Origin of the sequence: Methylobacterium isbiliense (genome assembly GCF_022179325.1) — a bacterium.
In the GTDB taxonomy this organism is placed as follows: Bacteria; Pseudomonadota; Alphaproteobacteria; order Rhizobiales; family Beijerinckiaceae; genus Methylobacterium; species Methylobacterium isbiliense.
The window spans coordinates 1-23,852 of the sequence record NZ_BPQQ01000023.1; the positions used below are offsets into that span (position 1 = coordinate 1).

The following is a 23,852-nucleotide window of genomic DNA, read 5'->3' on the forward strand; positions in this document are numbered from 1 at the left end:
ACGCTCAGGGTGGGCTGGCTGACGTTGCAGCGCTCCGCCGCCCGGCCGAAATGGCTTTCCTCAGCCACGGCAACAACATATTCGAGATCGCGAAGGGACAGGCCGGCGACGTTCATAGATGGCATCTATCACAGGGTTCGCAACGATGCATTTGTCAACTGGTCGCCCGCGGGCCATAACCCGGAACCAGACCAGTTCCAGGGTCCTTGGGTCGGGAAATGGCCGACCCTATCTCCCGTGTCGCGGCGTAACCCGGCTGCCCGGGCTGCGCCCCACGTGAACAGGAGTGAGCATGAGCGACCAACGCCCGATCCTGACCACCCGCCAGGGCCACCCGGTCCGCGACAACCAGAGCCTGCGCACGGTCGGCGAGCGGGGGCCGGCGACGCTCGAGAACTACCAGTTCATCGAGAAGATCACGCATTTCGACCGCGAGCGGATCCCCGAGCGCGTGGTGCATGCCCGCGGCGCCGGCGCCCACGGTTATTTCGAGGCCTACGGCAAGATCGGCGACGAGCCGGCCTCCAAGTACACCCGCGCCCGCGTCCTCACTGAGACCGGCGTGAAGACGCCGGTCTTCGTGCGCTTCTCCACCGTGGCCGGCGCCAAGGAGAGCCCCGAGACCGAGCGCGACCCGCGCGGCTTCGCGGTGAAGTTCAAGACCGTCGAGGGCAACTGGGATCTCGTCGGCAACAACCTCAAGGTCTTCTTCATCCGCGATGCGGTGAAGTTCCCCGACATGATCCACGCGTTCAAGCCGGACCCGGTGACGAACCGGCAGGAGGCGTGGCGCTTCTTCGACTTCGTGGCGCAGCACCCCGAGTCGATTCACATGGTGACGTGGCTGAAGTCGCCCTGGGGCATCCCGGCCAACTACCGCGAGATGGAAGGCTCGGGCGTCAACACCTACAAGCTGGTCAACGACCAGGGCGAGGCGGTGCTCTGCAAGTTCCACTGGATCCCCAAGCAGGGCGTGCGCAACCTGACGAGCCAGCAGGCCTCGGAGATCCAGGCCAAGGACGTCGGGCACGCGACCCGCGACCTCTACGACAACATCTCCAAGGGCAACTTCCCCGAGTGGGAATTCGCCGTGCAGATCATGCCGGACGGCCCGAACGAGCACCTGTCGTTCGATCCCCTCGACGACACGAAGCGCTGGCCCGAGGACCAGTTCCCGCTGCTGAAGTGCGGCCGGATGGTGCTCGACCGCGTGCCGGACAACTTCTTCGCCGAGGTGGAGCAGTCGGCCTTCGGCACCGGCGTGCTCGTCGACGGCATCGACTTCTCGGACGACAAGATGCTACAGGGCCGGACCCTGTCCTACTCGGACACCCAGCGCTATCGCGTCGGCCCGAACTACCTGCAGCTGCCGATCAACGCGCCGCAGCCCGGCGTGAAGGTCTACTCGAACCAGCGCGACGGGCAGATGACGTACGCCGTCGACGGCACCGGCCCGAACAAGCACATCAACTACGAGCCGAGCACGCTGGCGGAAGGCCTGCGCGAGGCGGACAAGCCCGCGCGCGAATACCACCAGCCGGTCCAGGGCAACCTCGGCCGCTACCAGACCTCGCGCACCGAGGACGACTACACCCAGGCCGGCGCCCGCTACCGCTCCTTCCAGGACTGGGAGCGCGAGGACCTGATCGCCAACCTCGTCGCCGACATGAAGCAGTGCCCGGAGCCGATCCAGCTGCGGATGGTCTGGCACTTCTGGCATGCGGACGAGGATTACGGCCGCCGCGTCGCCGAGGGTGCGGGCATCGACCTGGAGAAGGCCAAGGCCCTGCCGCCGCTGCCGGGCCGCGCCGCGCCGGGCAAGCGCCTCGCGACCGAGACCTACACGGACGGCTCGCCCGCCCATCAGGTCGCGGCCGAGTAACGCTCCGCCGCCCTGTACGCGACCAGCCCCGCCCGGAGCCCTCCGGGCGGGGCTTTTCGTTGCGCCGGAATGGCCGGCGGCGGGCCGGGTGCTCTCTGATCAGGCAGCCGTCGGCGGGCGGAACTCGTCTGCATACCGCAGACGCGCGCCTGGCCACGCCTCCCGCCTCCCGCGAGGGCGTCACGATCGGCCGGATGCAGGTGCGTTACCTCGCCCGCAGCGACGCCACCGACGACGCGCTCGGCATCTACGCCATGACGCTGGCGCCGCGCTCGCCCGGAGCAGGCCTGCATCGCCATGCCGTGCTCACTGAGGCGTTCGCGGTCGCGGGATCTGATGACAGCCTACGACCAGGAGCCGCTCGCGGGCTTCTCGGGCCGGAGCGCGGCGGGCTGGCGCGCGGACGCGGCGGTCGAGCGGGTTTTCCGTTACGTCATCCTGGCCCGGGTCCGGTCCGGCTGCTATCATCCGCTCGCCGCCGTCCCGGTGCGCAGGGTCCCCGGATGAGTGCCGTCGCCTTCGACACGCTGAAGCTCGCCCGGACCCTGCGCGACAAGGCCAAGCTGTCGCCCGAGCAGGCGGAGGGCTTCGCCGAAGCCATCTCCGACGCAGTCCAGGCCGACCTCGCGACCAAGGCCGACCTGAAGGCCACCGAGGTCGCGCTGCGGGCTGACATGAAGGCCTCGGAGACCCATCTCGGGTCCGAGATCGCCCGCGTGGAAAGCGAGTTGCGGGCCGAGATCAAGGGCGTGGAGACAAGACTTCGTGCCGAAATGGAAGGCATCGAGAACGAGCTGAGGACCGAGATCAAGGGCGTGGAGACGACGCTTCGGGCCGAGATCAAGAGCGTCGCCAACGATCTCAAGGCGACCGAGGCCTCCCTCAAGGCCGAGATCAAGGCACAGGTCGCCGAGGGCAAGTCCGATGTCATCAAGTGGGTCGTCGGCGCGGTCGGGTGCCAGACGGTCGTCATCCTCGGCGCGATCGTCGCCCTGGCGCGACTGCTCAAGCCCTGATCGGGTGGCGGTCCGGCGACGCGGCCGGCAACGCGGGGAGGGGACATGCGCAGGCGGATCGACGGCGGCTCGCCCTTCGAGGCGGCCTACGGCTATTCCCGGGCTGTGGTGCAGGACGGGTTCGTGTTCGTGGCCGGCACTACCGGCTACGACTACGCCACGATGACCATGCCGGCGGACGTCGCCGCGCAGGCGGAGGCGTGCTGGCGCACGATCGCGGCCGTGCTCGCCGAGGCCGGCTCGTCCCTGGAGCAGGTGGTGCGAACGACCACCTACGTCACGGACCGGGCGGAGGCGGAGGCGGTGCTCGCCGTCGGCGGGCGGGTGATGGGAGCGATCCGGCCCGCCGCGACGCTGGTGGTCGTGGCGGGCCTGCTGCGGCCTGAGATGAAGGTCGAGATCGAGGTCACGGCGGCGCTGGCGGCCCGGTGACGTCCGCCTCGTCGGAGGCGCAGCGCGCCGAGCCCGCCGCGGCCGCGTCGCACCAGCCGCTGCCGGTCCAGAGCCGCACCTGCACGGTGGCGACGCCGCCCTCCACCGTGATCCGGTTGTAGGCGTTGGGCTCGTTGCCGCGCAGGCGCGTCGAGGTCGCCGAGCCCGCCTGCACGGCGAGGAGCCGGGTCGCGGTGGTCTGCGCCTCGCTGCGGTCGATCTCGGCCCGCGCCGCGCCCGAGGGCGTGGGCATCACGAAGCGCGAATAGCCCCGGTGCAGGTGCCCCGCGAGCGCGAGCCCGACATGGTGGCGCTGAAACGCCGCCAGCGCCTCGTCGGCCCGCCCGACCAGGCGGGCCTCGGCGTCCCAGGGCGGCGGGATGAAGGGGTGGTGGCCCACGATGATGCGGAAGAGGTGCGGAGGGAGGGCGGCGAGCACCCGCTCGGTCCGGCGGATCTGCGCCCGGGTGATCTTGCCCTGCGACCAGTCCCGCTCCGGCGCCCAGGTGCGCACGGTGTTGAGGCCGATCACCGCGATCTCCTCGTCCTGGAACACCGGCTCGGTCTCGGGCGCGATGTAGCGGCGGTAGCGCCGGAACGGGGTGAAGAACCGCTGCCAGAGCCGGTAGGGCGAGATGTCGTGGTTGCCCGGCACCGCGAGGACCGGCGCCGTGACCCGCGCCAGGAAGGCCCGGGCCTCCTCGTATTCCCGGGTGCGGGCCCGCATGGTGAAGTCGCCCGACGCGATCACGAGGTCGGGCCGGTCGTGATCGAGCTCCGCCAGCAGCCCCTCGACCACCGCCGGATCGACCCGCCGGAAATGCAGGTCGGAGATGTGGGCGATGCGTCTCACGCGCGGGCCTCGTCGGCGGGCACGAGCACCCGGAGGGCGCCGGGCCGGATGCGGTAGTTCAGGGGCGTCCGCAGCAGGATCACTTCTCCGTCGTTCATCACCCGCAGGCTCCGGCGCCGGGTGTGGAGCGCGAAGCTTGTCGCCTCGAGCCGGTCGAGATCCGGCAGGGCGCGCCACGCCCCGGCGGCGAAGCCCAGGCCGAGCCGCAGCAGGCGCCGCGCCGACAGCCGCGCGAGGAGGTAGAGCGTGAACCGGCCCCGGTCGACCTCTGCGCGGCTCAGCACCTCCCCGACCTCCTCCCGGTAATCGCCGACCACCGCCGCGAAGGTGTGGAAGCGGACGCGCTCGCTCGTGCCCCCGCGCGTCAGGCGCGCGGTGATCCGCGGGGCGGGATCGAGATTGCGCAGCAGCGCGGCGAGGAACCGCGCGAGCCCGGCGAGGCTGGGGCGGCCGCGCTCGGCCTCGCGGTACCGGGCCATCCGGGCCGGCATGCCGAGAACCGAGTTGATCGCGAAGACGTGTCCGTTGACCTCGCCGAGGTCGATGGCGCGGGCGCGCCCGTCCGCGATCACCGCGGCCGCCGCTTCCAGGGCAAGGGGGATGCCGAGGTCGCGCGCGAGCAGGTTCATCGTCCCGGCCGGCAGGATCCCGAGCGCCACGTCGCCGCCCGCCAGCACCTGCGCCGCACAGGCGAGCGTCCCGTCGCCCCCGGCGACCACGAGCGCATCGATGCCCGGGAGGGACGCGGCGGCGCGCAGGCGGGCGTCCAGCGGAAGCGTGGGATCGGGCTCCGCGCGCACCGCGAGGCCGACGGCCGCCAGCGCGGCGGCCGGCGCGGCCGGATCGAGCCCACGCTCGGCGAGAGAGCCGGACGCGGCATTCGTGACGAGCGCGACGATGCGAATCCGGGCCTCGCCCGCCACTCCGTCCATCACCATCCTCCCGGCCCAATCGCCGGACGGATCCTGTCAGGGGATCATCTCAGGCAGATGGCGGAAGGGTGGACCCGTCGCCCATGTGGTCACCCCGGCCGCGTCAGGCGGCCCGAATGGTGGCCAGGAAGCGCTGCATCTCGCCGCCGAGCTGCTCGGCCTGCCGCGACAGCTCGGAGGCGGCCGAAAGGACTTGACCCGCTGCCGTGCCGGTCTCCTGCGCGGTGCCGGCGAGGCGCGCGATCGTCGTCGTCACCTCGCCCGTGCCGGTGGCCGCCTCGGCGACGTTGCGCACGATCTCGCCCGTGGCGGCGCCCTGCTCCTCCACCGCGGCGGCGATCGAGGTCGCGACCCCGCTGATCTCGCGCACCCGCCCGGTGATGGCGTCGATGGCCGCCACCGCCTGATCTGTGGAGCCGCGGATGCGGGTGATCTGCTTCGTCACGTCCTCGGTGGCGCGCGTCGTCTGATTGGCGAGTTCCTTGACCTCGGCGGCGACCACCGCGAAGCCGCGTCCCGCCTCGCCAGCGCGCGCCGCCTCGATGGTGGCGTTGAGCGCGAGAAGGTTGGTCTGCGCGGCGATCTCCGAGATCATCCGCACCACGTCGCCGATCTGGCCCGCCGCGTCGCGCAGGTCGGCCACGAGGCCCCCGGTCTGCCCGGCTTCGTCCACCGCCACCTGGGCGAGTTCGGCCGAGCCGGACACCTGCCGGCCGATCTCCCGCACGGAGGCCCCCAGCTCCTCGGCGGCGCCCGCCACCATGGTCACGTTGCCGCTCGCCATCTCGGCGGCGGCCGCCACGGCGGTCGACTGCCCGGCGGCCTGCGCCGCGATGGCGCTCATGCTGCGCGCCGTGGCTTCGAGTTCCGTGGCGGCGGCCGTCACGGCGCCGAGGACGCCGCCCACGGCGAGCTCGAACGAATCGGCCATCTCGCGCATCGTCGCCCGGCGCTGCGCCTCGGCTCCGGCGCGCGCGAGCGCGGTCTCCTCCTCCAGGGCCCGGCCGTGCAGGAGGGTGTCGCGAAACACCGCCACCGTGGCGGCCATTGCGCCGATCTCGTCGCGGCGACCGACGCCGGGAATCGTCACCTCCGCATCCCCCTCGGCGAGCCGACGCATCGCCCGCGTCATGTGCTCGATGGGCCGGGCCACCCCGCGCAGGGCGAACAGGGACGCGGCGAGCGCCGCGAGCACCGCGAGCACGAGGACGACGACGGAGACCGATCGGGTCGCGGTCTGCGCCTCCTGCGCCGCGGCGCTGGCCTGCCGGCCGGCGCGGCGGCTGAGTTCGAGCCCCGCCTCGATCGCCGTGCTGACGGCGCGGTACTCCGCGTTCATCGGGCCGCGAAACAGCGCCAGGATCTCCTCGCGCCGGCTCGGATCGAGCGTGAGCAGGCGTTCCCAGCCGGCCTTCATGGTCGCCCATTTGCGCGAGAAGTCGTCGTAGGCCGCACGTTCCTCGGGATTCTGCACCAGGGGCAGGTAGCGCGCGCGTGCGGCTTCGAGGTCGCGGACCACCTCCGCCCATTGCGTTGCGCTGCGCCCGCGCTCCGCCTCGTCATCGGCCATCAGGTAGCGGAACTGCCAGAGGCGGGAGCGGATCACCAGGGCGTTGATGCTGTGCATCGCGTCGACAGAGGGGAGGGCGTCCTGCGTGACTTCGCGGATGCGGCCTCCGATCTGGTCCAGCCTGTAGAGCGTCACGCTCCCCTGAACGACCGTAATCGTGGCCAGGAGCGCGAACAGACCGATCAGCTTGGCTTTCAGGGAGGACCGCATCGACAAACACCCGCCCACGAGACGCGCGCCCTGAATAAGTGCCGATTGATTAAGAAACTGCGTCTCGTGCGTCCAGAAATCCAGGCCGCAACAGATCCAAGTAGGTTTCGTCGACTGCAACGAACGATAGTGTCTCGATACCACAGGACCGCCGTGCGTGACGCATGGCGGTCCTGCGATCCTGGAGGCTGGACCTCAACGTCAGGCCGCCTGCTTCTCGGCCTTGCCGTAGAAGCGCCCGCCGCTCTCGGCCATCGCCACGAGGCTCTGCGGCGGCGCGAAGCGGGCGCCATGCTTGGCCTCCAGCGCCCGGCACAGCTCCACGAAGCGGCGCGCGCCCATGCCGTCGATGTAGGACAGGACGCCGCCCGTGAAGGGCGCGAAACCGAAGCCGAGGATCGAGCCGACATCGGCCTCGCGCGGATCGGTGACCACTCCCTCGCCGTAGACGCGCGCCGCCTCCGCCGCCTGGGCCACCAGGAACCGCTGCTTCAGCTCAGCGAAGTCGATCGCCTCGGGATCGAGCCGCGCGCCCGCGAGCGCCGCGAGGCCGGGCCAGAGCCGCTTGGGCCCCTTCTCGGCCGGGTAGTCGTAGAAGCCCTTGCGGTTCTTGCGGCCGAGCCGGCCCTCCTTCTCCACCAGCGTGGTCAGCAGGTGCTCCTGCACCGGATTGACCGCGCCCTCGCCGAGCTGCGCCTTCGTGGCCTTGAGGATCTTGAGGCCGAGATCGACCCCGACCTCGTCGTTGAGCGAGAGCGGCCCCACCGGCATGCCGGCTTGGCGGCCCGCATTCTCGATCATCGCCGCCGGTACGCCCTCGGCCAGCATCAGGTGGCCTTCGAGGATGTAGGCGCCGACGCAGCGGTTGGCGAAGAAGCCCCGCGCGTCGTTGACCACGATCGGCGTCTTCTTGATCGCCCGCACGTAGTCGAGGGCGGTCGCCAGCGCCCGCTCGCCGGTCTCCCGACCCATGATGATCTCGACCAGCAGCATCTTCTCGACCGGCGAGAAGAAGTGGATGCCGATGAACTGGTCCGGCCGGCCGGAGGAGCGGGCGAGCCCGGTGATCGGCAGAGTCGAGGTGTTGGACGCGAAGATCGCCTCGGGGCCGATCGCGGCCTCGACCTTGGCGATCACCTCGGCCTTGACCTTGGGGTCCTCGAACACGGCCTCGATCACGAGGTCGCATCCGGCCAGCTCCCCGTACTCGGCCGTGGTGGTGATGCGCGCGAGCAGGGCGTCGCGGTCCGCCGTCTTGGCGCGGCCCTTCATGATCTGGTCGGAGACGAGCTTGTGGGCGTAGGCCTTGCCCTTCTCGGCCGCCTCGGCCGACTGGTCCACCAGCACCACCTCCATGCCAGCCTGGGCCGTGACGTAGGCGATGCCCGCCCCCATGAAGCCCGCGCCGACCACGCCGACCCGCCGGATCGCGGTCGGTCCCACGCCCTCGGGGCGCCGCGCCCCCTTGTTGAGTTCGCCCATCGACACGAACAGCGAGCGGATCATCGCGGCGGCCTGCGGCGAACGCAGGATGTTCGCGAAGTACCGGCTCTCGACCTTGAGCGCGAGGTCCATCGGCAGCTGCAGGCCCTCGTAGACGGATTGCAGGATCGCCTTCGCGGCCGGGTAGTTGTCGTGCGTCTCGCGGCGGTAGATCGCGTTGGCGGGCGGCCAGGTCATCATGCCGGCGGGCGAATAGACCTTGCCGGAGGGCGCCTTGAACTTCGGCTGGTCCCAGGGCGCGACCGCCGATCCGCCGTTGCGGATCCAGTCCTTGGCCTGCGCGACGATGTCATCCCGCTTGGCGACCGCATGGACGAGACCCATGTTGCGGGCCATGAGCGGGCGGATCTGCTCGCCCTTGAACAGCATCTGCAGGGCGTCGCCGGTCTGCATCAGCCGCGCCACGCGCTGGGTGCCGCCCGCGCCGGGAAACAGCCCGACCTTGATCTCCGGCAGGCCGACGCGGGTCCGGTCGTCGTCCGAGAGGATCCGGAAGTGACAGGCGAGGGCGAGTTCGAACGCGCCGCCGAGGCAGGTGCCGTGCACCGCCGCCGCGAACGGTTTCCCGCAGGTCTCGACCCTGCGGTAGAGCAGCGTCAGCCGGCGCGATTCCTCGAAGAAGAAGCGCATCGCCTCCTCCTGGCCGCGCGCGCGCGCGAGCCGCGCGTACTCGGCCCCGAGGCCCTGGAGCATCGTCAGGTCGGCGCCGCCCGAGAAGGTGTCCTTGCCCGAGGTGATCACGCAGCCCTTCACGGCCGCATCGCCCGCCACCGCGTCGACTATGCGGTCGAGTTCCGCCATCACCTCCGGCGTGATGACGTTCATCGAGCGGCCGGGCATGTCCCAGGTCGCGAGCGCGATGCCGTCGGAATCGATCTCGAAGCGGAAATGGGTGAGGTCCATCGGGGCGTCCTCGTCAGGCGGTTCCGGACGGCGGGAGGCCCGCGGCGGCCGAGGCGCGCCGCGGGCCGTCCGCCGTCACTGTTTCGGGGGGACCGGGCCGGCGCCCGGCTGTTGCTGCGCCATCGTCGCCATCGCCAGCATGTTCATCATCCTGGTCACGGCGGTCTTGGTGATGGTCGAGGCCAGGGAGTTCGGATCGGCGTTGACGGCCTGGAACTTCTGGTAGACCGGGTCTTCGTAGATCCTGGCGATCTGCTTGAGTTCGTCCGCGCTGAACTTCTGGGCGTATTCCCTGGAGAGCTCGTCCAGGAGCTTGGCGCGCTCGTCGGCGAAGCCCTTGTCCAGTTCCGGGCGCAGGCGGTCGGCCTGCTCGGGCGAGAGGGAGGCAAGCGAGCGCTCCCGCGCCTGCAGGAAGGCGGTGCCGAGGTTCTTGGTCACGGTCGCCTCGACGATGCCGCGGGCCAGCGCCACGCGGTCGTCCGCCCGCGCGACCGTGCCGAGATCAAGGCCGACCGCGAGGCCGAGAGCGAGGCCGAGCAGGGGGAAGGTCTTCGTCATGAACGTTTCCTCGTTGGGGGTTCGACGCCGCCGACGGGAAGGCCCGCTCGCCCGGACATCGTCAAGCACCCCCTTCGGACACGTTGCCGTGTCCGCCCCGGCGGGCACACGCCCGCCCTGCGGCCTCACACCCGCTCGATGATCGTCGCGGTGCCCATGCCCGCGCCGATGCAGAGCGTGACGAGGGCGGTGGCGCGTCCGGTGCGCTCCAGTTCGTCCAGCACCGTGCCGAGGATCATCGCGCCCGTGGCCCCGAGCGGATGGCCCATCGCGATGGCGCCGCCGTTGACGTTGACCTTGGCCGGGTCGAGGTCGAAGGCCTGCTGGAAGCGCAGGACCACCGAGGCGAAGGCCTCGTTGACCTCGAACAGGTCGATGTCGTCGAGCGTCATGCCGGCGCGCTGGAGCACCTTGCGGGTGACGTCGACCGGTCCTGTGAGCATCAGCGCCGGGTCGGAGCCGATATTGGCGAAGGCGCGGATGCGCGCGCGGGGCGTCAGGCCCGCCGCCGTGCCAGCCTCCCGCGAGCCGATCAGCACCGCGGCCGCGCCGTCGACGATGCCAGAGGAATTGCCCGGGTGATGGACGTGGTCGAGGGCCTCGACCTCCGGATGGGCGGCGATCGCCACCGCCTCGAAACCGCCCATCTGCGCCATCTGGGCGAAGGAGGGCTTGAGGGCGCCCAGCGTCTGCATGTCGGTGGCCGGCCGCATGTGCTCGTCGGTGGCGAGCAGCGTCAGGCCGTTCACGTCGCGCACCGGCACCACCGCGTTCGCGAAGCGGCCCTCCTGCCACGCGCGGGCGGCCCGCTTCTGCGACTCCACCGCGTAGGCGTCGCAGGCGTCGCGCGAGAAGCCGTACTTGGTGGCGATGAGGTCCGCCGACACGCCCTGAGGCATGAAGTAGGACTTCACCGCGATGGCCGGATCGACCGGCCAAGCGCCGCCCGAGGCGCCGAGCCCGATGCGGCTCATCGACTCGACGCCGCCGCCGACCGTGAGGTCGTGCTGGCCGCTCATCACCTGGGCGGCCGCGAAGTTGACCGCGTCGAGGCCGGAGGCGCAGAAGCGGTTGAGCTGCACGCCCGGCACCTGCTCGCCGTAATCGGCCACGAGGGCGGCCGCCCGGGCGATGTCGCCGCCCGCCTCGCCCACCGGATCGACGCAGCCCAGGACCACGTCGTCGACCGTGGCCCTGTCGAGGCCGTTGCGCTCCTTGAGGGCGCGCAGCGCCGTCTCGGCGAGACGCAGGGCCGTGACCTCGTGGAGCGAGCCGTCGGGCTTGCCGCGGCCGCGCGGCGTGCGGACGTGGTCGTAGATGTAGGCGTCGGGCATGGGGGCTTCTTCCCTGGATGTCGCGGGCCGGTCCCGGCGGATCGGATCGTGCTGATCGAGCGCTCCGGCGCGGCGGCCGCGCGGGAGCACGGGTCACGGGGGGCGGGCAGCGGCGCTCCCGCCGCATGCCGCCTCAGAACATCTCGGCCGGGAGCGCCATGACGGTCTCGGCGCCGGCCGAGATGCGCGCGAGCCGAGTCGCCGTCTCGGGGATCATCCGCTCCATGAAGAAGCGTCCGGTGGCGAGCTTGGCGTCCAGGCGGGCGGCCGTGCCGTTGCCCTCGGCCTTGGCCGCCACCGCCGACTTGGCGATGCGCGCCCACATGTAGCCGAGCGCGACGAGGCCCATCAGGTGCATGTAGTCGGTCGCCGCCGCGCCCGCATTGTCGGGCTTGGCCATCGCGTTCTGCATCAGCCACATCGTCGCCTTCTGCAAGTCGCCGACCGAGGCGGCGAGCGGCCCGAGGAAGGGCTTCAGCGCCGTCTCGCCCGCGTTCTCCTTGCTGAAGGCCTCGATCTCCTGGAGGAAGCGCATCATCGCCCGGCCGCCGTCGCGCGGCAACTTGCGGCCGACGAGGTCCATCGCCTGGATGCCGTTGGCGCCCTCGTAGATCTGGGTGATGCGGGCGTCTCGCACGAACTGCGACATGCCCCATTCCTCGATGTAGCCGTGCCCGCCGAACATCTGCTGGGCCGCCACCGCGTTGTCGAAGCCCTTGTCGGTGAGCACGCCCTTCACCACCGGGGTCATCAGGCCCATGTGGTCCTCGGCGGCCTGCCGCTCGGCCGGATCGTCGGAGCGGTGGGCGATGTCGGCCTGGAGCGCGGTCCACAGCACCAGCGCGCGGGCTGCCTCGTTGAAGGCGCGGATCGACATCAGCGTGCGGCGCACGTCGGGATGCACGATGATCGGGTCGGCCGGCTTGTCGGCGGCCTTGGCGCCCGTGAGGGCGCGGCCCTGCAGCCGGTCCTTGGCGTAGGCGACGGCGTTCTGGTAGGCGACCTCGGACTGGCCGAGGCCCTGGATGCCGACCGCGAGGCGCGCCTCGTTCATCATCACGAACATGGCGTTGAGGCCGCGGTTGGCCTCGCCGACGAGCCAGCCCGTCGCCCCGTCGTAGTTCATCACGCAGGTGGCGTTGGCGTGGATGCCCATCTTGTGCTCGATCGAGCCGCAGGACACGCCGTTGCGCTCGCCCGGGCTGCCGTCCGGGTTCACCAGGAACTTCGGCACCACGAACAGCGAGATGCCCTTGGTGCCGGCCGGCGCGCCCTCGATGCGGGCGAGCACGAGGTGGATGATGTTCTGCGCGAGGTCGTGCTCGCCGGCGGAGATGAAGATCTTCGTGCCGGTGAGGCTGTAGGAGCCGTCCGGATTCGGCACCGCGCGGGTCTTGAGCAGGCCGAGATCCGTGCCGCAATGCGGCTCGGTCAGGTTCATGGTCCCGGTCCAGGCGCCCTCGACCATCCGGGGCAGGTAGGTCCGCTTCTGCTCCTCCGAGCCGTGGACGAGGAGGGCGGCCATCGCCCCCTGGGTCAGGCCCGGATACATCCCGAAGGCGAGGTTCGCCGCCGAGGTGAATTCCTGCATCACGCTGTTGAGGGTGTGGGGCAGGCCCTGGCCGCCATACTCGGCCGGCATCGACAGGCCCATCCAGCCGCCGCCCGCATAGGCGTCGTAGGCGGCCTTGAAGCCCTTGGGGGTGACCACCGTGCCGTCCTCGCGGCGCGTGCAGCCCTCCTGGTCGCCCGAAAGATTCAGGGGCGCCAGCACCTCCTCGCAGAGCTTGGCGCCCTCCTCGAGGATCGCCCCGACGACGTCGGGCGACGCGTCCGCGAAGCCCGGCAGGTTGTTGTACCGCTCGAACCCGAACACGTCGTTGAGGAGGAACAGGACGTCCTCCACGGGTGCCTTGTAGCTCGGCATGGAACCCCTTCTCCCACCCTGGTCCGCGGCTGTGCCGCCACGAGATAGTTCACATGTAAACTATCTGGACGCGGAACGGAAGGGGGAATCCGAGCCATGGCGGGCGGCCCCGGCGCACGCTGCCGGGGCCACCTCGTCTCAGGCGCCGGGTGTCAGGCGCTGGTCTTGGGCTTGCCGTAATTGCGCAGAGCCACGAGCGCCCGCTCGATCTCGGCCTTCTGGTTCTCCAGATGCGCGATCTGCTCCTCGACCTGGGCGGGCGAGAGGGCGAGCGAGGGCTGCCCGCCGGGCTCGCCGATCTCCTCGCCGTCCACCATCGCGGCGATCTCCCGAAGGGTGAAGCCGAGCTCCTTGCCGCGCAGGATGGTGGCGAGCCGGGTGCGGTCGTCCTCCGTGTAGAGGCGCGTGGTGCCGCGGCGCTGCGGGTGAAGCAGGCCCTTCGCCTCGTAGAAGCGCAGGGCCCGCAGCGTCACGCCGAACTCCTCGGCGAGATCGCCGATGGTGAGTGTCGCGGGCGCCGCCGAGCGCGCCGCGGCGCCCCGTCCGGTCCGCACTGCCGTTCCAGAGCGCGCACCTGCGGCCCGTGCTGCGTCGCTCTGTCGTTCGTATGCCATGCCATCAACCCCCCGGTTGGACTTCAAGGCCAGGGCGGCCCATGCCGCCTCGTGACGCACTGTGACACATACAAGCTCACTTGAGCTACCTTAGGGAAAGGTTAAGTCAACTTGAGCGTGTGTTACATACGGTTAAACCGCCACCGAATCAAAGCGTTAGGTCCAAAAAATGATTACCGTAACGCAGCCTACAATCCAACGCGATCCCGCAGGAGGCGCCATGCGCGCGCGCAGCCACTCCCAGGGGTTGTGAGCAGAAAGCACGCAAACGTCCGCTACGGTCAAGCCCCGCCTGCCGGAGTCGCGGCCCGGGATCCGGCTTAACAGCTTGTTTACCCTATCCGAAGAATGGTGGCGGGGAGGCCATACGGCTCTCTGTCGTTGACCAGGAATTCAGGTCTGCATCGGACCGGCCGCGATCGCACCGCGGACCCGGCACCGCCTCCCGCGAGTCCAGAGCCGCCCATGAGACGGAACGCACCCCCGAGCTTCGATGCCTTCGACCCCGACGTGCGGGAGGCGGCGCGCGAAGCAGCGCGGCGGGCAGGCCTGTCGCTGGACGAGTGGCTGGCCGTCGCGATCTCGCGGGATACCTCCCGTGGCGTGGCGCGGCCGCCCGTCGAGCGGGAGGCCGAGCGACCGCCGTCGCGACGGTCCGCCAAGAGGTGGCCCGGACGGTCTTCGGGCGAGCGTGAGGCGCCGCGCCCGGCCGAACCGATGCGCGGACGGGACGCGACTGAGGCGAGGCCCGAGGCCGCTCCGGGGCTTGCCGCCGCCTTCGCGGCGATGACGCAGCGCCTCGACGAGATCGACCGCCGCCTCGACGCGAGCGCCGCCTCGGCCCACCGCAGCGTGGAACGCGTGGTCGGCGACATCGAGGGGCGGGTGCTCACCCTGCTGCGCGACCGCACGGGCGAGACGGACCCGCGCCGCCTCGAATCCCTGGTGGCGAGCGAACTCGACCGGCGGCTCTCCGAGAACCGCGAGTCGATCGACCAAGCGATCGTGCGCGCCGTGGAGGGCATCGAGGGCCGGCTCAGCGAGGCGCTGCGGGCCGCCCGCGGTGCCGACGGATCGGCCGGCCTCCAGGCCATGCTCGCGGAGTTCGAGCAGCGCATCGCCGCCCTCGGGGAGCGGATCGCGGCCAGTGGGCAGCGGCCGATCGGCCGGCGCGGCCTGCCGGTGCAGGACGAGCTGCGCGCCGCCGTGGCGGAGATCCGCCAGCGCCAGCAGCAGCTGGACGACGGCGAGGAGGATGCGGTCGATCTCGTGACGGCGATGCGCCGCGACCTCGCGCGGGTGGCAGACTCCACCGAGGCCGCCGCCGAGACCCTGTCGCCGGCCATCGCGAACCTTCAGGCCGAGACCTCGCGTCTGCGCGAGTCGGTCACCGGCCTCGCCACGGGCCGCGATCTTGGCGCGCTGGAGCAGGCCGTGCGCACGATGACCGCCGAGGTGCAGCGGGCGCGCCAGCCCGAGGACCTCGCGGCCATCGTCGGGCCGATCGACCTCATGCGCGTGCAGGTTGCCAGACTCGCCGACGACGTCGCCGCCAACGTCCACGCCCGCGTGACGCAGGATGTGGAGCGGCTCGCCCGGCGCGTCGACGGCGCGCTGAACGCCAGCGACGTCAACAGCCTCGCCAACCGCGACGCGATCTCCAACCTGTTTCGCGAAATCGACGCCATCCGCCGCCACGTGGCGGCGCTCGCCGAGCCCGAGCGGATCCAGAGCCTCGCCCGGACCGTGGAGGAGCTGAGCCTCCAGATCGCGGCCTCGCGCGGCGGTGCCGGGGAGGAGGGTCCCGTCGTCGCCGAGTTGCGGCCCCTGCTGGAGGAGATCCGCAGCGGCCTGCGCGCGCCCGTCGAGACCGCGTCGCCCGACCTGACCCGGAGCATCGCCGGCCTCGACCGCAAGATCGACGAGCTGCGCGCCCAGACCGCCGCCCGGGAGCTCCCGGAGGCCGCGACGGACGACATCCTCGGGCGCATCGATGCCCTGTCGGCCAAGGTCGACACGATGGCGGCCGCCGGTCCGGTCGGCGACGTCATCGAGCGCCTGGAGCAGATCGGCGATTCGCTGCGCAGCCCGGCCCTCCCGGGGGGCGATCTCGCGTCGATCCACGGCATGCTGCGCGGGCTCGCCGAGAAGCTCGACCGGGTCGGGCAGGGCGCAGGCAGCGACGCCCTCGACGGGCTGGAGAAGCAGGTGCTGGCGCTCGCCAAGCGCATCGACACCCGCGGCAGCGATCCGGCCCTGGCGGGGCTGGAGCGCACGATGGGCGACCTGCTCGCCCAGGTGGCGATGCTGCGCGACGAGGCGCCGATCCAGGCGGCGGTGGAGCGCGCGGCCCGGCACGCGGTCGCCGACACGATCGGCTCCGGCCTGCCCTCCGGGACCGGGCCCGGCGCGGACCAGCTCGGCTCGCTGCACGCCACGCTCGCCGACCTCAAGGCGCAGCAGGACGCGTCCGAGCGGCGCATGCAGGCCACGATGGAGGGCGTGCACACCGCCCTCGAGCGTCTCGTCGCGCGGCTGAGCCAGATGGAGGGCGAGCGTGCGCGCTCCGACGAGGCCGGGCCCGAGATGCCCCAGCGCCGCCGCGAGCCGCGTCCCGCCGCCCCCGCCCAGGCCGCCCCGCTGCGCCCCTCCGAGGAGATGCTGGAGCCGGGCGCCATCCGCCCGCGCGTGCCCCGGCCGGCACCCGCGCCCGCGGTGGACGCGGCGCCCGAACTCCCGGCCGGCGACATCAAGGCCAATTTCATCGCGGCGGCGCGCCGGGCGGCTCAGGCCGCCGCCGCTGAGGCCGCCGCGGGCGGTCCCGGCTCCGAGGCCCCACGCTCGGGTGGTCCGGGTGCGGTCCCGGCGGCCGCGCCGGGCTTGGTCGGGCAGCTGCGCGCCACCCTGGAGCGCCGCCGCCGGCCGCTGCTCCTCGGCCTCGCGGCCATCGTCCTCGCGCTGGGCACCCTCCAGGCCGTGAACGGCCTGTTCGGCGGCAGTGAGCCGCCGGCCTCCGTCCCGACCGTGGCCCAGGCGCCGATCGTGTCGCCCCCGGCCAAGCCGATCGACCCGCCGACCACGCAGGCGCTCGCCGAGCCGGCGGCAAAGCCCCTACCGCCCGCTCCTCCGCCGGCGGCCGCGCCCTCTGGCGCCGCGCCCCCAGCCGTCTCGCCCCCCTCCGCCGAGAAGCCGGGCGCCGACAAGCCGGCTGCCGAGAGGACCTCCATCGTGCCCCGGATCGCGGGCGCCGCGCTCGGCGGCGACCTCGCCGGGCTCCCGGCCAGCTTCGCGCCCCTGCGCCAAGCCGCGCTGGAGGGCGATGGCGCGGCCCTCTACGAGATCGCCAGCCGCGCCGGCGACGGGCGCGGCATGACCCGGGACCTCGCGCTCTCCGCCAAGCTGTTCGAGCGGCTGTCGAATGCCGGCTACGCGCCGGCCCAGTACCGCCTCGGCAGCCAATACGAGAAGGGGATGGGCGTCACCCGCGATGCCGGCCAGGCCCGCGTCTGGTACGGCCGCGCCGCCGATCAGGGCCACGTGCGCGCGATGCACAATCTCGCGGTGATGCTGGCCGAATCGGGGGCTGCGGGCGGCAAGCCCGATTATGCCGCCGCCGCGCAGTGGTTCCGCCGTGCGGCCGAGTTCGGCATCCGCGACAGCCAGTACAACCTCGCGGTGCTGCTCGCCCGCGGGCTCGGCGCCTCGCAGGATCTGGTCCAGTCCTACGGCTGGTTCGCCGCCGCGGCCGCCCAGGGCGACGAGGATGCCGGCCGCAAGCGCGACGAGGTCGCCGGCAAGCTCTCGCCCAAGGACCTCGCGGCCGCCAAGGCCGGGGCGGAGGCCTGGAAGCCGAAATCCGCCGACCCGGCCGTGAACGAGCCGCCGCCGCCGCGGCCCGAGAGCACCGCGCAGGCCGCCGGTCCGATGTCGCTCATCGGCGCGCCGCCTCCGGCAGGGGCGCAGCGCCGCCCTGAGCCGGCACGCAGCGCCGCCAAGCCCGCCGGCACCGGCGTGTGACCGCGCCGGGCCGCCCGGCCCGCGCGGGACGCGCAGGATGACGACGCTCCTCGCCTATGCGGCCGCGGCGCTCGCGGAGATCGCCGGCTGCTTCGCCTTCTGGGCGTGGCTGCGCCTCGGCCGCTCGCCTCTCTGGCTGCTGCCGGGCCTCGGCAGCCTCGTGCTGTTCGCGGTGCTGCTGACGCGCGTCGAGAGCGAGGCGGCCGGCCGGGCCTTCGCGGCCTATGGCGGGGTCTACATCGCGGCCTCGCTGCTCTGGCTGTGGGCGGCCGAGGGCCAGCGGCCGGACCGCTGGGACCTCGGCGGCTCGGCGCTCTGCCTGCTCGGCACCGCCGTGATCCTGCTCGGACCGCGGGTCCGCTGAACAGCTACCGCCCGAGAGAGGCGGCCTCCGCCGCGCTGAGGCGCGCGAACTCGGCCGCCAGCCAGTCGATCAGCGCCCGCACCGAGGGCAGCAGGCCGCGGCGGGAGGGGAACACCGCGTGGATCACGGCGCTGCGTGGCGTCCAGCCCGGCAGGGCGTCGACGAGCGCGCCCGCCGCGAGATCGCCGCTCACCATCATGGTCGGCAACTGGACGACGCCCACGCCCTGCAGGGCGGCGGCGCGCAGGGCCGCCATGTCGTCGGTGACGAGGCGTGGCGCGTGCGCGACCGTGACGGTGGCGCCCTGCGGGCCTTCGAGGATCCAGCGCGGCGCCTGGGTGCTGCGCCATTCGAGGCTCGGGAGGCCGGCGAGCCGCGCGGGATCGGCGAGGCCGCGAGGCCCCGCCAGCACAGGGCTCGCCACCAGCCGCTGAGGCGAATCCGCCAGCTTGCGCATCACGAGGTCGCTCTCCTCGATCGGCGGGAAGCGCACCCGCACCGCCACGTCGAACCCCTCCTGGATCACGTCGACGCGCCGGTTGGTGCTCTCGACCTGCAGGCGCACCTGCGCATGCCGCGCCATGAAGCCGGCGAGCATGTCGGCGACGGTGAAGTGCATGAGCGCGACCGGACAGCTCATCCGCACGAGTCCTTGCGGGGCCGAGCGCGTCCGCTCGATCGCCTCCTGCGCGGCCTCCGCCTCCACCAGCACCGCGAGGCAGTGCCGGTGGTACTCCTGACCGATCTCCGTCACGGCGAAGCGGCGGGACGAGCGCTGGATCAGCCGCAGGCCGAGGCGCTCCTCCAGCAGGGCGATGCGCCGGCTCAGCGTCGATTTCGGCATCCCGAGCGCCCGCCCGGCCGCCGCGAAGCCGCCGAGCTCGACCACGCGGGCGAAGAAATAGAGGTCGTTCAGGTCCTGCATCGGCGCATCGTCTCACCAATGGAACGCTGAGAGCAAGCTTGCGCATCTATCGCCACGATCGTCCCGGATCTAAGTTCTTTCTCGTGAACGGAACGGACCGCCTCGCCGAGGCCCCGGTTCTTGGACGGAGACGACAGATGAGCAAGCCCTACAGCCGCCTCGACATCAACAACGCTGCGGTTCTCCTGGTCGATCACCAGGCCGGCCTGCTGTCTCTGGTGCGGGATTTCGATCCGGACCGGTTCCGAAACAACGTGCTGGCGGTGGCCGACCTCGCGGCCTACTTCCAGCTTCCGACCATCCTGACGACAAGCTTCGAGGAGGGGCCGAACGGGCCGCTGATACCGGAGCTGAAGGAGAAATTTCCCGAGGCGCCCTACATCGCCCGTCCCGGCCAGATCAACGCCTGGGACAACCCCGACTTCGTCGCCGCCGTGAAGGCCACCGGCCGCCGTCAGCTCATCATCGCGGGCGTGGTCACGGAGGTCTGCGTCGCCTTCCCGGCCCTGTCGGCGATCGAGGAAGGCTTCGAGGTCTTCGCGGTCACGGACGCCTCCGGCACCTTCAACGAGGTGGTGCGGGACGCGGCCTGGAACCGGATCGCGGCGGCGGGCGTGCAGATGATGACGTGGTTCGCGGTGGCCTGCGAACTCCACCGCGACTGGCGCCGCGACGTCGAGGGGCTGGCGACGCTCCTGTCGAACCACATCCCCGACTACCGCAACCTGATGACGAGCTACGCGGCCACCAAGGGGGCGATCCCCTCCGGCAAGCCCGCGGCCTGAGGCGCGATCACCGACCGATGCTATTCCGGAGCAGCAACCGGTTCCACCGGGCCGGATGCTGCTCTCAGCAGGTGATGTGCCCGCATCTTCTGCGGCGGAGCGGTCGCTGCGTCCTCGGACGGTGCTCTAGGGCAGCCGCCGCCCATGCGGCGGTGCAACGCAGGGGCGCTTCCGCCCGCAAGACTGGTCGTTCGGCAGCAAGAACCTACCTGCCCGGCGTTTCAGTCAGGGAACTGGGCGGCATGACCATCCCGATCACCCTCACCGTCAACGGCACCTCCCGTACGGTGATGCTGGAGGACGCGCGCGTGACGCTCCTCGACCTCCTGCGCGAACGTCTCCACCTCACGGGTGCCAAGAAGGGCTGCGACCGCGGGCAATGCGGCGCCTGCACGGTGCTGGTCGACGGCCGGCGGGTGAATGCCTGTCTGGCCCTCGCGGTCAGCCTTGACGGGGCGCAGGTGCTCACCATCGAGGGGCTGGCGGAGGGCGGCGCCCTGCATCCGGTCCAGGAGGCGTTCGTGGCCCACGACGCCTTTCAGTGCGGCTTCTGCACGCCCGGGCAGATCATGTCGGCGGTCGGGCTGATCCGCGAGGGACAGGCCGGCGACGATCCCGAGCGCGTGCGGGAGGGCATGAGCGGCAATCTCTGCCGCTGCGCCGCCTATGCGGGCATCACCGAGGCCGTCCTCGACGCGCAGGCCCGCCTGCGCCAGCAGAGCCAGGGAGAGGCGGCATGAACCGGTTCGACTACCTGCGCGCCGGCACGGTCGCCGAGGCGGTCGCGGCGGGCGCCGAGGCCGGCACGGTCTTCCTGGCGGGCGGCACCAACCTCGTCGACCTGATGAAGGGCGGCGTCGTGCGCCCCTCCCGCCTCGTGGACCTGACCCGCCTGCCGGGCCTCGACCGGATCGAGCGGCTGCCGGACGGTGGCCTGCGCATCGGCGCCCTGGTGCGCAACGCTGATCTCGCGCACGACCCGCACGTGGCTGCGACCTATCCGGCGCTGGCCGAGGCGCTGCTCTCCGGGGCCTCGGCCCAGCTGCGCAACGCCGCCACCGCGGCCGGCAACGTCCTGCAGCGCACGCGCTGCGCCTACTTCGCCGACCCGGCGAGCGCCTGCAACAAGCGTAATCCCGGCGCCGGCTGCGACGCGCGCGGCGGCGAGACGCGCCAGCACGCGGTGCTCGGCTGGAGCGAGCGCTGCATCGCCACGCACCCGTCCGATTTCTGCGTGGCGCTGGCGGCCCTCGACGCCGTGGTGGAGATCGAGGGGCGAGGCGGGCGGCGCGAGGTGGCGCTCGACGGCTTCCACCGCCTGCCCGGGGAGCACCCCGACCGCGAGACCGTGCTGGAGCCGGGCGACCTGATCGTGGCGCTGCGCCTGCCGCCCGAGGCGGCAGGCTTCGCAGCGCAGTCCCGCTACCTGAAGGTGCGCGAGCGGACGTCCTATGCCTTTGCGGTGGTCTCGGTCTGCGCGGGGCTTCGCGTCGAGGGCGAGCGGATCGCGGAGGCGCGCATCGCCCTCGGCGGCGTCGCGCACAAGCCCTGGCGCGCCCGCGAGGCGGAGGCGCTGCTCGCGGGCGCGGACATCGACCCGGCGCTCTTCCGCAGGGCCGGCGAGGCCGCGATGGCCGCCGCCGCGCCGTCGGGCGACAACGCCCACAAGATCACCCTCGCCGCCCGTCTCGTCGCCCGCACGCTCGCCCGCGCCGCTGAGGGCCGGCCGTCGCGCCTGCCCGCGCTGCCGGCCTCGGTCTTCCCCGCCCACATCGCAGGAGCGCCCGCCCATGTCTGAGGTCGTCCGCGTCCGCCACGGGTCGAATACCGGCCAGCCGCTCACCCGGCGCGAGGGCCGCCTGAAGGTCACGGGCGCCGCCCGCTTCGCCGCCGACGCCCATCCGGAAGGCCTGCTGCACGCGGTCGTCGCGACGAGCACGGCGGCGCGCGGCCGCGTCGCGCGCCTCGACGTCGCGGCGGCAGAGGCCCATCCGGGCGTGGTCGCCGTGATGACGCCGCAGAACGCGCCCGCGCTCGCCCGGCATCCCGACGAGAAGCGCGAGCCCTTCACCTTCCGCCTCGACCTGCTGCAGGACGACCGGGTGCGCTATCCCGGCCAGCCGATCGCCGTGGTGATCGCCGAGACGCTGGAGGCGGCCACCGAGGGCGCGGCCCTGCTGGCTCCCGCCTACGAGGCGGAGCCGGCCCGGGTCGGGCTCGATGCCGCGGCGCCCTTCGTGCCCGAGGCGATCGGCGTCGGCGATCCCGCGGCGGTGTCCCGCGGCGACGTCGCGGCGGGCCTCGCGCAGGCCGCCGAGCGGATCGAGGCCACCTACGAGACGCCCGCCCAGTACCACAACGCCATGGAGCCGCATGCCGTCGTGGCCGCCTGGGACGGCGACGCGCTCACGCTCGATACGCCGAGTCAGGGGATGGCCATCGCGCAGGGGCGGCTCGCCGGCCTGTTCGGCATCGCGCCGGACCAGATCCATATCCGCAGCCCGTTCCTCGGCGGCGGCTTCGGCTCGAAGGGCCTGATCTCCGGGCCGCAGGTGCTCGGCGCGATGGCGGCCCGCCTCGTCGGGCGGCCGGTGAAGCTCGTGCTGCGCCGCGAGCAGATGTACGGCCCGGTCGGCCACCGCGCCCCGACGCGCCAGACCCTGCGGCTCGGCGCCGACAGCGACGGGCGGCTCACCGCCCTCGACCACCACACCCTCACGGCGTCGAGCACGTTCGACGACTTCTTCGAGCCGGCGGGCGGCGTCTCCCACACGCTCTACGCCGCGCCGGCCCTCTCGACCACGCACGAGGCGGTGCGGCTCGACACCGGCACGCCGCTGTTCATGCGCGCGCCCGGGGAGGCGTCTGGCAGCGCGGCGCTGGAGAGCGCGATCGACGAGCTCGCGCTCGCCTGCGGCCTCGATCCGCTGGAGTTCCGCCTGCGCAACTACGCCGACACCGAGCCGCTCACTGGCCGGCCCTTCTCATCGAAGGCCCTGCGCGCCTGCTACGCGCAAGGGGCGGAGCGGTTCGGCTGGAGGGATCGGCCGCTGGAACCGCGCCGGATGCGCGACGCGGACGGGCTGCTCGTCGGCTGGGGCGTCGGCACCGCGACCTTCCCGGCGCTGATGTTCCAGGCCGAGGCGAGGGCGGTGCTGCGCCGCGACGGCGGCGGCGCGGTGGAGATCGGCGCGCACGACATGGGGCAGGGGGCCTGGACGGCGCTCGCCCAGATCGCCACCGACGCGCTCGGCCTCGACCTCGACGCGGTGGAGTTCCGCATGGGCGATTCCCGCCTGCCGAATGCCGGCATCGCGGGCGGCTCGGCCCACACCGCCACCGCCGGGGCGGCGATCCACGCGGCCGGATCGGACGTGCTGGCCAAGCTGGCCGCGCTCGCCACCGGCGATGAGCGCTCGCCGCTCTACGGCGCGGGCAATGCCGGGGTGGTGGCCCGCGGCGGGCGGCTGCTGCGCCGCGACGACGAGAGCCGCGGCGAGGCCTTCACCGACATCCTCGCCCGCGCGGACCTCGACAGCATCGAGGGAAGAGGCACCGGGGCGGGGGATCCCGGGCTGCGGGATTCCTACGCCATGCACGCCCACGGGGCGGTCTTCGCCGAGGTGAAGGTGGACCCCGATCTCGGGCAGATCCGCTGCACCCGCCTCGTCGGCGCCTTCGCGGCCGGGCGGATCATCAATCCGCGCCTCGTGCGCAGCCAGTATTACGGCGGCATGATCTGGGGCGTGTCCTTCGCGCTGCACGAGCAGGCGGTGACCGACCCGCGCTCGGGCCGGATCATGAACGCCAACCTCGCCGAGTACCACGTGCCGGTGAACGCCGACGTGCCCTCCCTCGACGCGATCCTGGTCGAGGAGGAGGACCCCCACGTCAACGCGCTCGGCATCAAGGGCGTGGGCGAGATCGGCGTCACGGGCACGGCGGGCGCCATCGCCAATGCCGTCTGGCACGCCACCGGCGTGCGGGTGCGGCAGTTCCCGATCACCCTCGACAGGCTGCTGTGAGG

Annotated in this window: 19 protein-coding genes; 9 read left to right on the forward strand and 10 right to left on the reverse strand. The window is 72.3% G+C overall.

Translation table 11 applies throughout. From position 1 onward, the window contains the following. A partial coding sequence (locus MFF61_RS11110; protein ID WP_283205990.1) for a LysR family transcriptional regulator occupies window positions 1–116 on the reverse strand: 116 nt, incomplete at its 3' end. 176 nt (window positions 117–292) lie between these two features. On the opposite strand from MFF61_RS11110, the gene MFF61_RS11115 reads away from it, so the two are divergent. The 3 genes from MFF61_RS11115 to MFF61_RS11125 are packed head-to-tail and all read left to right on the forward strand — an operon-like array spanning window position 293 to window position 3,330. Then, on the forward strand, window positions 293–1,882 hold the full coding sequence (locus MFF61_RS11115) for a catalase (RefSeq protein WP_238235186.1): 1,590 nt from the start codon (window positions 293–295) through the stop codon (window positions 1,880–1,882). Between the two features lie 59 nt (window positions 1,883–1,941). Beyond that, window positions 1,942–2,898: a coiled-coil domain-containing protein gene (locus MFF61_RS11120; protein ID WP_238235187.1), complete on the forward strand. Its 957-nt coding sequence runs from the start codon at window positions 1,942–1,944 to the stop codon at window positions 2,896–2,898. 45 nt (window positions 2,899–2,943) lie between these two features. Beyond that, window positions 2,944–3,330: a RidA family protein gene (locus MFF61_RS11125; RefSeq protein WP_238235188.1), complete on the forward strand. Its 387-nt coding sequence runs from the start codon at window positions 2,944–2,946 to the stop codon at window positions 3,328–3,330. On the opposite strand, the gene MFF61_RS11130 is transcribed toward MFF61_RS11125, so the two are convergent. The 8 genes from MFF61_RS11130 to MFF61_RS11165 form a co-directional block, all read right to left on the reverse strand. After that, window positions 3,305–4,183 (reverse strand): metallophosphoesterase family protein, encoded by an 879-nt coding sequence (locus tag MFF61_RS11130; protein WP_238235189.1) that lies wholly within the window; start codon window positions 4,181–4,183, stop codon window positions 3,305–3,307. The genes MFF61_RS11125 and MFF61_RS11130 overlap by 26 nt on opposite strands. Next, window positions 4,180–5,115: a diacylglycerol/lipid kinase family protein gene (locus tag MFF61_RS11135; protein WP_238235190.1), complete on the reverse strand. Its 936-nt coding sequence runs from the start codon at window positions 5,113–5,115 to the stop codon at window positions 4,180–4,182. Before MFF61_RS11135 ends, MFF61_RS11130 begins: the two co-directional genes overlap by 4 nt. Window positions 5,116–5,218: 103 nt before the next feature. Beyond that, entirely contained in the window at window positions 5,219–6,895 is a 1,677-nt protein-coding gene (locus tag MFF61_RS11140) for a methyl-accepting chemotaxis protein (protein ID WP_238235191.1), read from the reverse strand. A 201-nt stretch (window positions 6,896–7,096) separates the two neighbouring features. Further along, window positions 7,097–9,301: a 3-hydroxyacyl-CoA dehydrogenase NAD-binding domain-containing protein gene (locus MFF61_RS11145; RefSeq protein ID WP_238235192.1), complete on the reverse strand. Its 2,205-nt coding sequence runs from the start codon at window positions 9,299–9,301 to the stop codon at window positions 7,097–7,099. Between the two features lie 75 nt (window positions 9,302–9,376). After that, window positions 9,377–9,859, reverse strand: coding sequence for a DUF2059 domain-containing protein (locus MFF61_RS11150; RefSeq protein ID WP_238235193.1), 483 nt, complete (start codon window positions 9,857–9,859; stop codon window positions 9,377–9,379). Window positions 9,860–9,984: 125 nt separating this feature from the next. Beyond that, entirely contained in the window at window positions 9,985–11,193 is a 1,209-nt protein-coding gene (locus tag MFF61_RS11155) for an acetyl-CoA C-acetyltransferase (RefSeq protein WP_238235194.1), read from the reverse strand. 133 nt (window positions 11,194–11,326) lie between these two features. Next, window positions 11,327–13,120: an acyl-CoA dehydrogenase C-terminal domain-containing protein gene (locus tag MFF61_RS11160; protein ID WP_238235195.1), complete on the reverse strand. Its 1,794-nt coding sequence runs from the start codon at window positions 13,118–13,120 to the stop codon at window positions 11,327–11,329. Window positions 13,121–13,272: 152 nt separating this feature from the next. Beyond that, window positions 13,273–13,734: a MerR family transcriptional regulator gene (locus tag MFF61_RS11165; RefSeq protein ID WP_373324671.1), complete on the reverse strand. Its 462-nt coding sequence runs from the start codon at window positions 13,732–13,734 to the stop codon at window positions 13,273–13,275. 465 nt (window positions 13,735–14,199) lie between these two features. On the opposite strand from MFF61_RS11165, the gene MFF61_RS11170 reads away from it, so the two are divergent. Both MFF61_RS11170 and MFF61_RS11175 read left to right on the forward strand, forming a co-directional pair. Further along, window positions 14,200–17,751 carry an SEL1-like repeat protein gene (locus tag MFF61_RS11170; protein ID WP_238235197.1) on the forward strand — a complete coding sequence of 1,184 codons (3,552 nt, stop codon included), beginning with the start codon at window positions 14,200–14,202 and terminating at the stop codon, window positions 17,749–17,751. 37 nt (window positions 17,752–17,788) lie between these two features. Continuing rightward, window positions 17,789–18,115: a YnfA family protein gene (locus MFF61_RS11175; protein WP_238235198.1), complete on the forward strand. Its 327-nt coding sequence runs from the start codon at window positions 17,789–17,791 to the stop codon at window positions 18,113–18,115. 4 nt (window positions 18,116–18,119) lie between these two features. Here MFF61_RS11175 and MFF61_RS11180 read toward each other — a convergent pair whose 3' ends face one another. Next, window positions 18,120–19,040: a LysR family transcriptional regulator gene (locus tag MFF61_RS11180; protein WP_238235199.1), complete on the reverse strand. Its 921-nt coding sequence runs from the start codon at window positions 19,038–19,040 to the stop codon at window positions 18,120–18,122. A 137-nt stretch (window positions 19,041–19,177) separates the two neighbouring features. Here MFF61_RS11180 and ycaC point away from each other — a divergent pair, with 137 nt between their 5' ends. The 4 genes from ycaC (at window position 19,178) to MFF61_RS11200 (ending at window position 23,850) form a co-directional block, all read left to right on the forward strand. Further along, window positions 19,178–19,825: an isochorismate family cysteine hydrolase YcaC gene (gene ycaC, locus MFF61_RS11185; RefSeq protein WP_238235200.1), complete on the forward strand. Its 648-nt coding sequence runs from the start codon at window positions 19,178–19,180 to the stop codon at window positions 19,823–19,825. 242 nt (window positions 19,826–20,067) lie between these two features. After that, window positions 20,068–20,565 carry a (2Fe-2S)-binding protein gene (locus MFF61_RS11190; protein WP_238235201.1) on the forward strand — a complete coding sequence of 166 codons (498 nt, stop codon included), beginning with the start codon at window positions 20,068–20,070 and terminating at the stop codon, window positions 20,563–20,565. Continuing rightward, window positions 20,562–21,623: an FAD binding domain-containing protein gene (locus tag MFF61_RS11195; RefSeq protein WP_238235202.1), complete on the forward strand. Its 1,062-nt coding sequence runs from the start codon at window positions 20,562–20,564 to the stop codon at window positions 21,621–21,623. The genes MFF61_RS11190 and MFF61_RS11195 overlap by 4 nt, the downstream gene beginning before the upstream one ends. Next, window positions 21,616–23,850: a xanthine dehydrogenase family protein molybdopterin-binding subunit gene (locus MFF61_RS11200; RefSeq protein WP_238235203.1), complete on the forward strand. Its 2,235-nt coding sequence runs from the start codon at window positions 21,616–21,618 to the stop codon at window positions 23,848–23,850. The genes MFF61_RS11195 and MFF61_RS11200 overlap by 8 nt, the downstream gene beginning before the upstream one ends. Window positions 23,851–23,852 lie beyond the last annotated feature (2 nt).

Coding starts and splice junctions, on each gene's coding strand:
- MFF61_RS11115 (WP_238235186.1), top strand. CDS start 293: ATGAGCGACCAACGCCCGATCCTGACCACCCGCCAGGGCCACCCGGTC.
- MFF61_RS11125 (WP_238235188.1), top strand. CDS start 2,944: ATGCGCAGGCGGATCGACGGCGGCTCGCCCTTCGAGGCGGCCTACGGC.
- MFF61_RS11135 (WP_238235190.1), bottom strand. CDS start 5,115: ATGGACGGAGTGGCGGGCGAGGCCCGGATTCGCATCGTCGCGCTCGTC.
- MFF61_RS11140 (WP_238235191.1), bottom strand. CDS start 6,895: ATGCGGTCCTCCCTGAAAGCCAAGCTGATCGGTCTGTTCGCGCTCCTG.
- MFF61_RS11145 (WP_238235192.1), bottom strand. CDS start 9,301: ATGGACCTCACCCATTTCCGCTTCGAGATCGATTCCGACGGCATCGCG.
- MFF61_RS11150 (WP_238235193.1), bottom strand. CDS start 9,859: ATGACGAAGACCTTCCCCCTGCTCGGCCTCGCTCTCGGCCTCGCGGTC.
- MFF61_RS11155 (WP_238235194.1), bottom strand. CDS start 11,193: ATGCCCGACGCCTACATCTACGACCACGTCCGCACGCCGCGCGGCCGC.
- MFF61_RS11160 (WP_238235195.1), bottom strand. CDS start 13,120: ATGCCGAGCTACAAGGCACCCGTGGAGGACGTCCTGTTCCTCCTCAAC.
- MFF61_RS11165 (WP_373324671.1), bottom strand. CDS start 13,734: ATGGCATACGAACGACAGAGCGACGCAGCACGGGCCGCAGGTGCGCGC.
- MFF61_RS11170 (WP_238235197.1), top strand. CDS start 14,200: ATGAGACGGAACGCACCCCCGAGCTTCGATGCCTTCGACCCCGACGTG.
- MFF61_RS11175 (WP_238235198.1), top strand. CDS start 17,789: ATGACGACGCTCCTCGCCTATGCGGCCGCGGCGCTCGCGGAGATCGCC.
- MFF61_RS11180 (WP_238235199.1), bottom strand. CDS start 19,040: ATGCAGGACCTGAACGACCTCTATTTCTTCGCCCGCGTGGTCGAGCTC.
- ycaC (WP_238235200.1), top strand. CDS start 19,178: ATGAGCAAGCCCTACAGCCGCCTCGACATCAACAACGCTGCGGTTCTC.
- MFF61_RS11190 (WP_238235201.1), top strand. CDS start 20,068: ATGACCATCCCGATCACCCTCACCGTCAACGGCACCTCCCGTACGGTG.
- MFF61_RS11195 (WP_238235202.1), top strand. CDS start 20,562: ATGAACCGGTTCGACTACCTGCGCGCCGGCACGGTCGCCGAGGCGGTC.
- MFF61_RS11200 (WP_238235203.1), top strand. CDS start 21,616: ATGTCTGAGGTCGTCCGCGTCCGCCACGGGTCGAATACCGGCCAGCCG.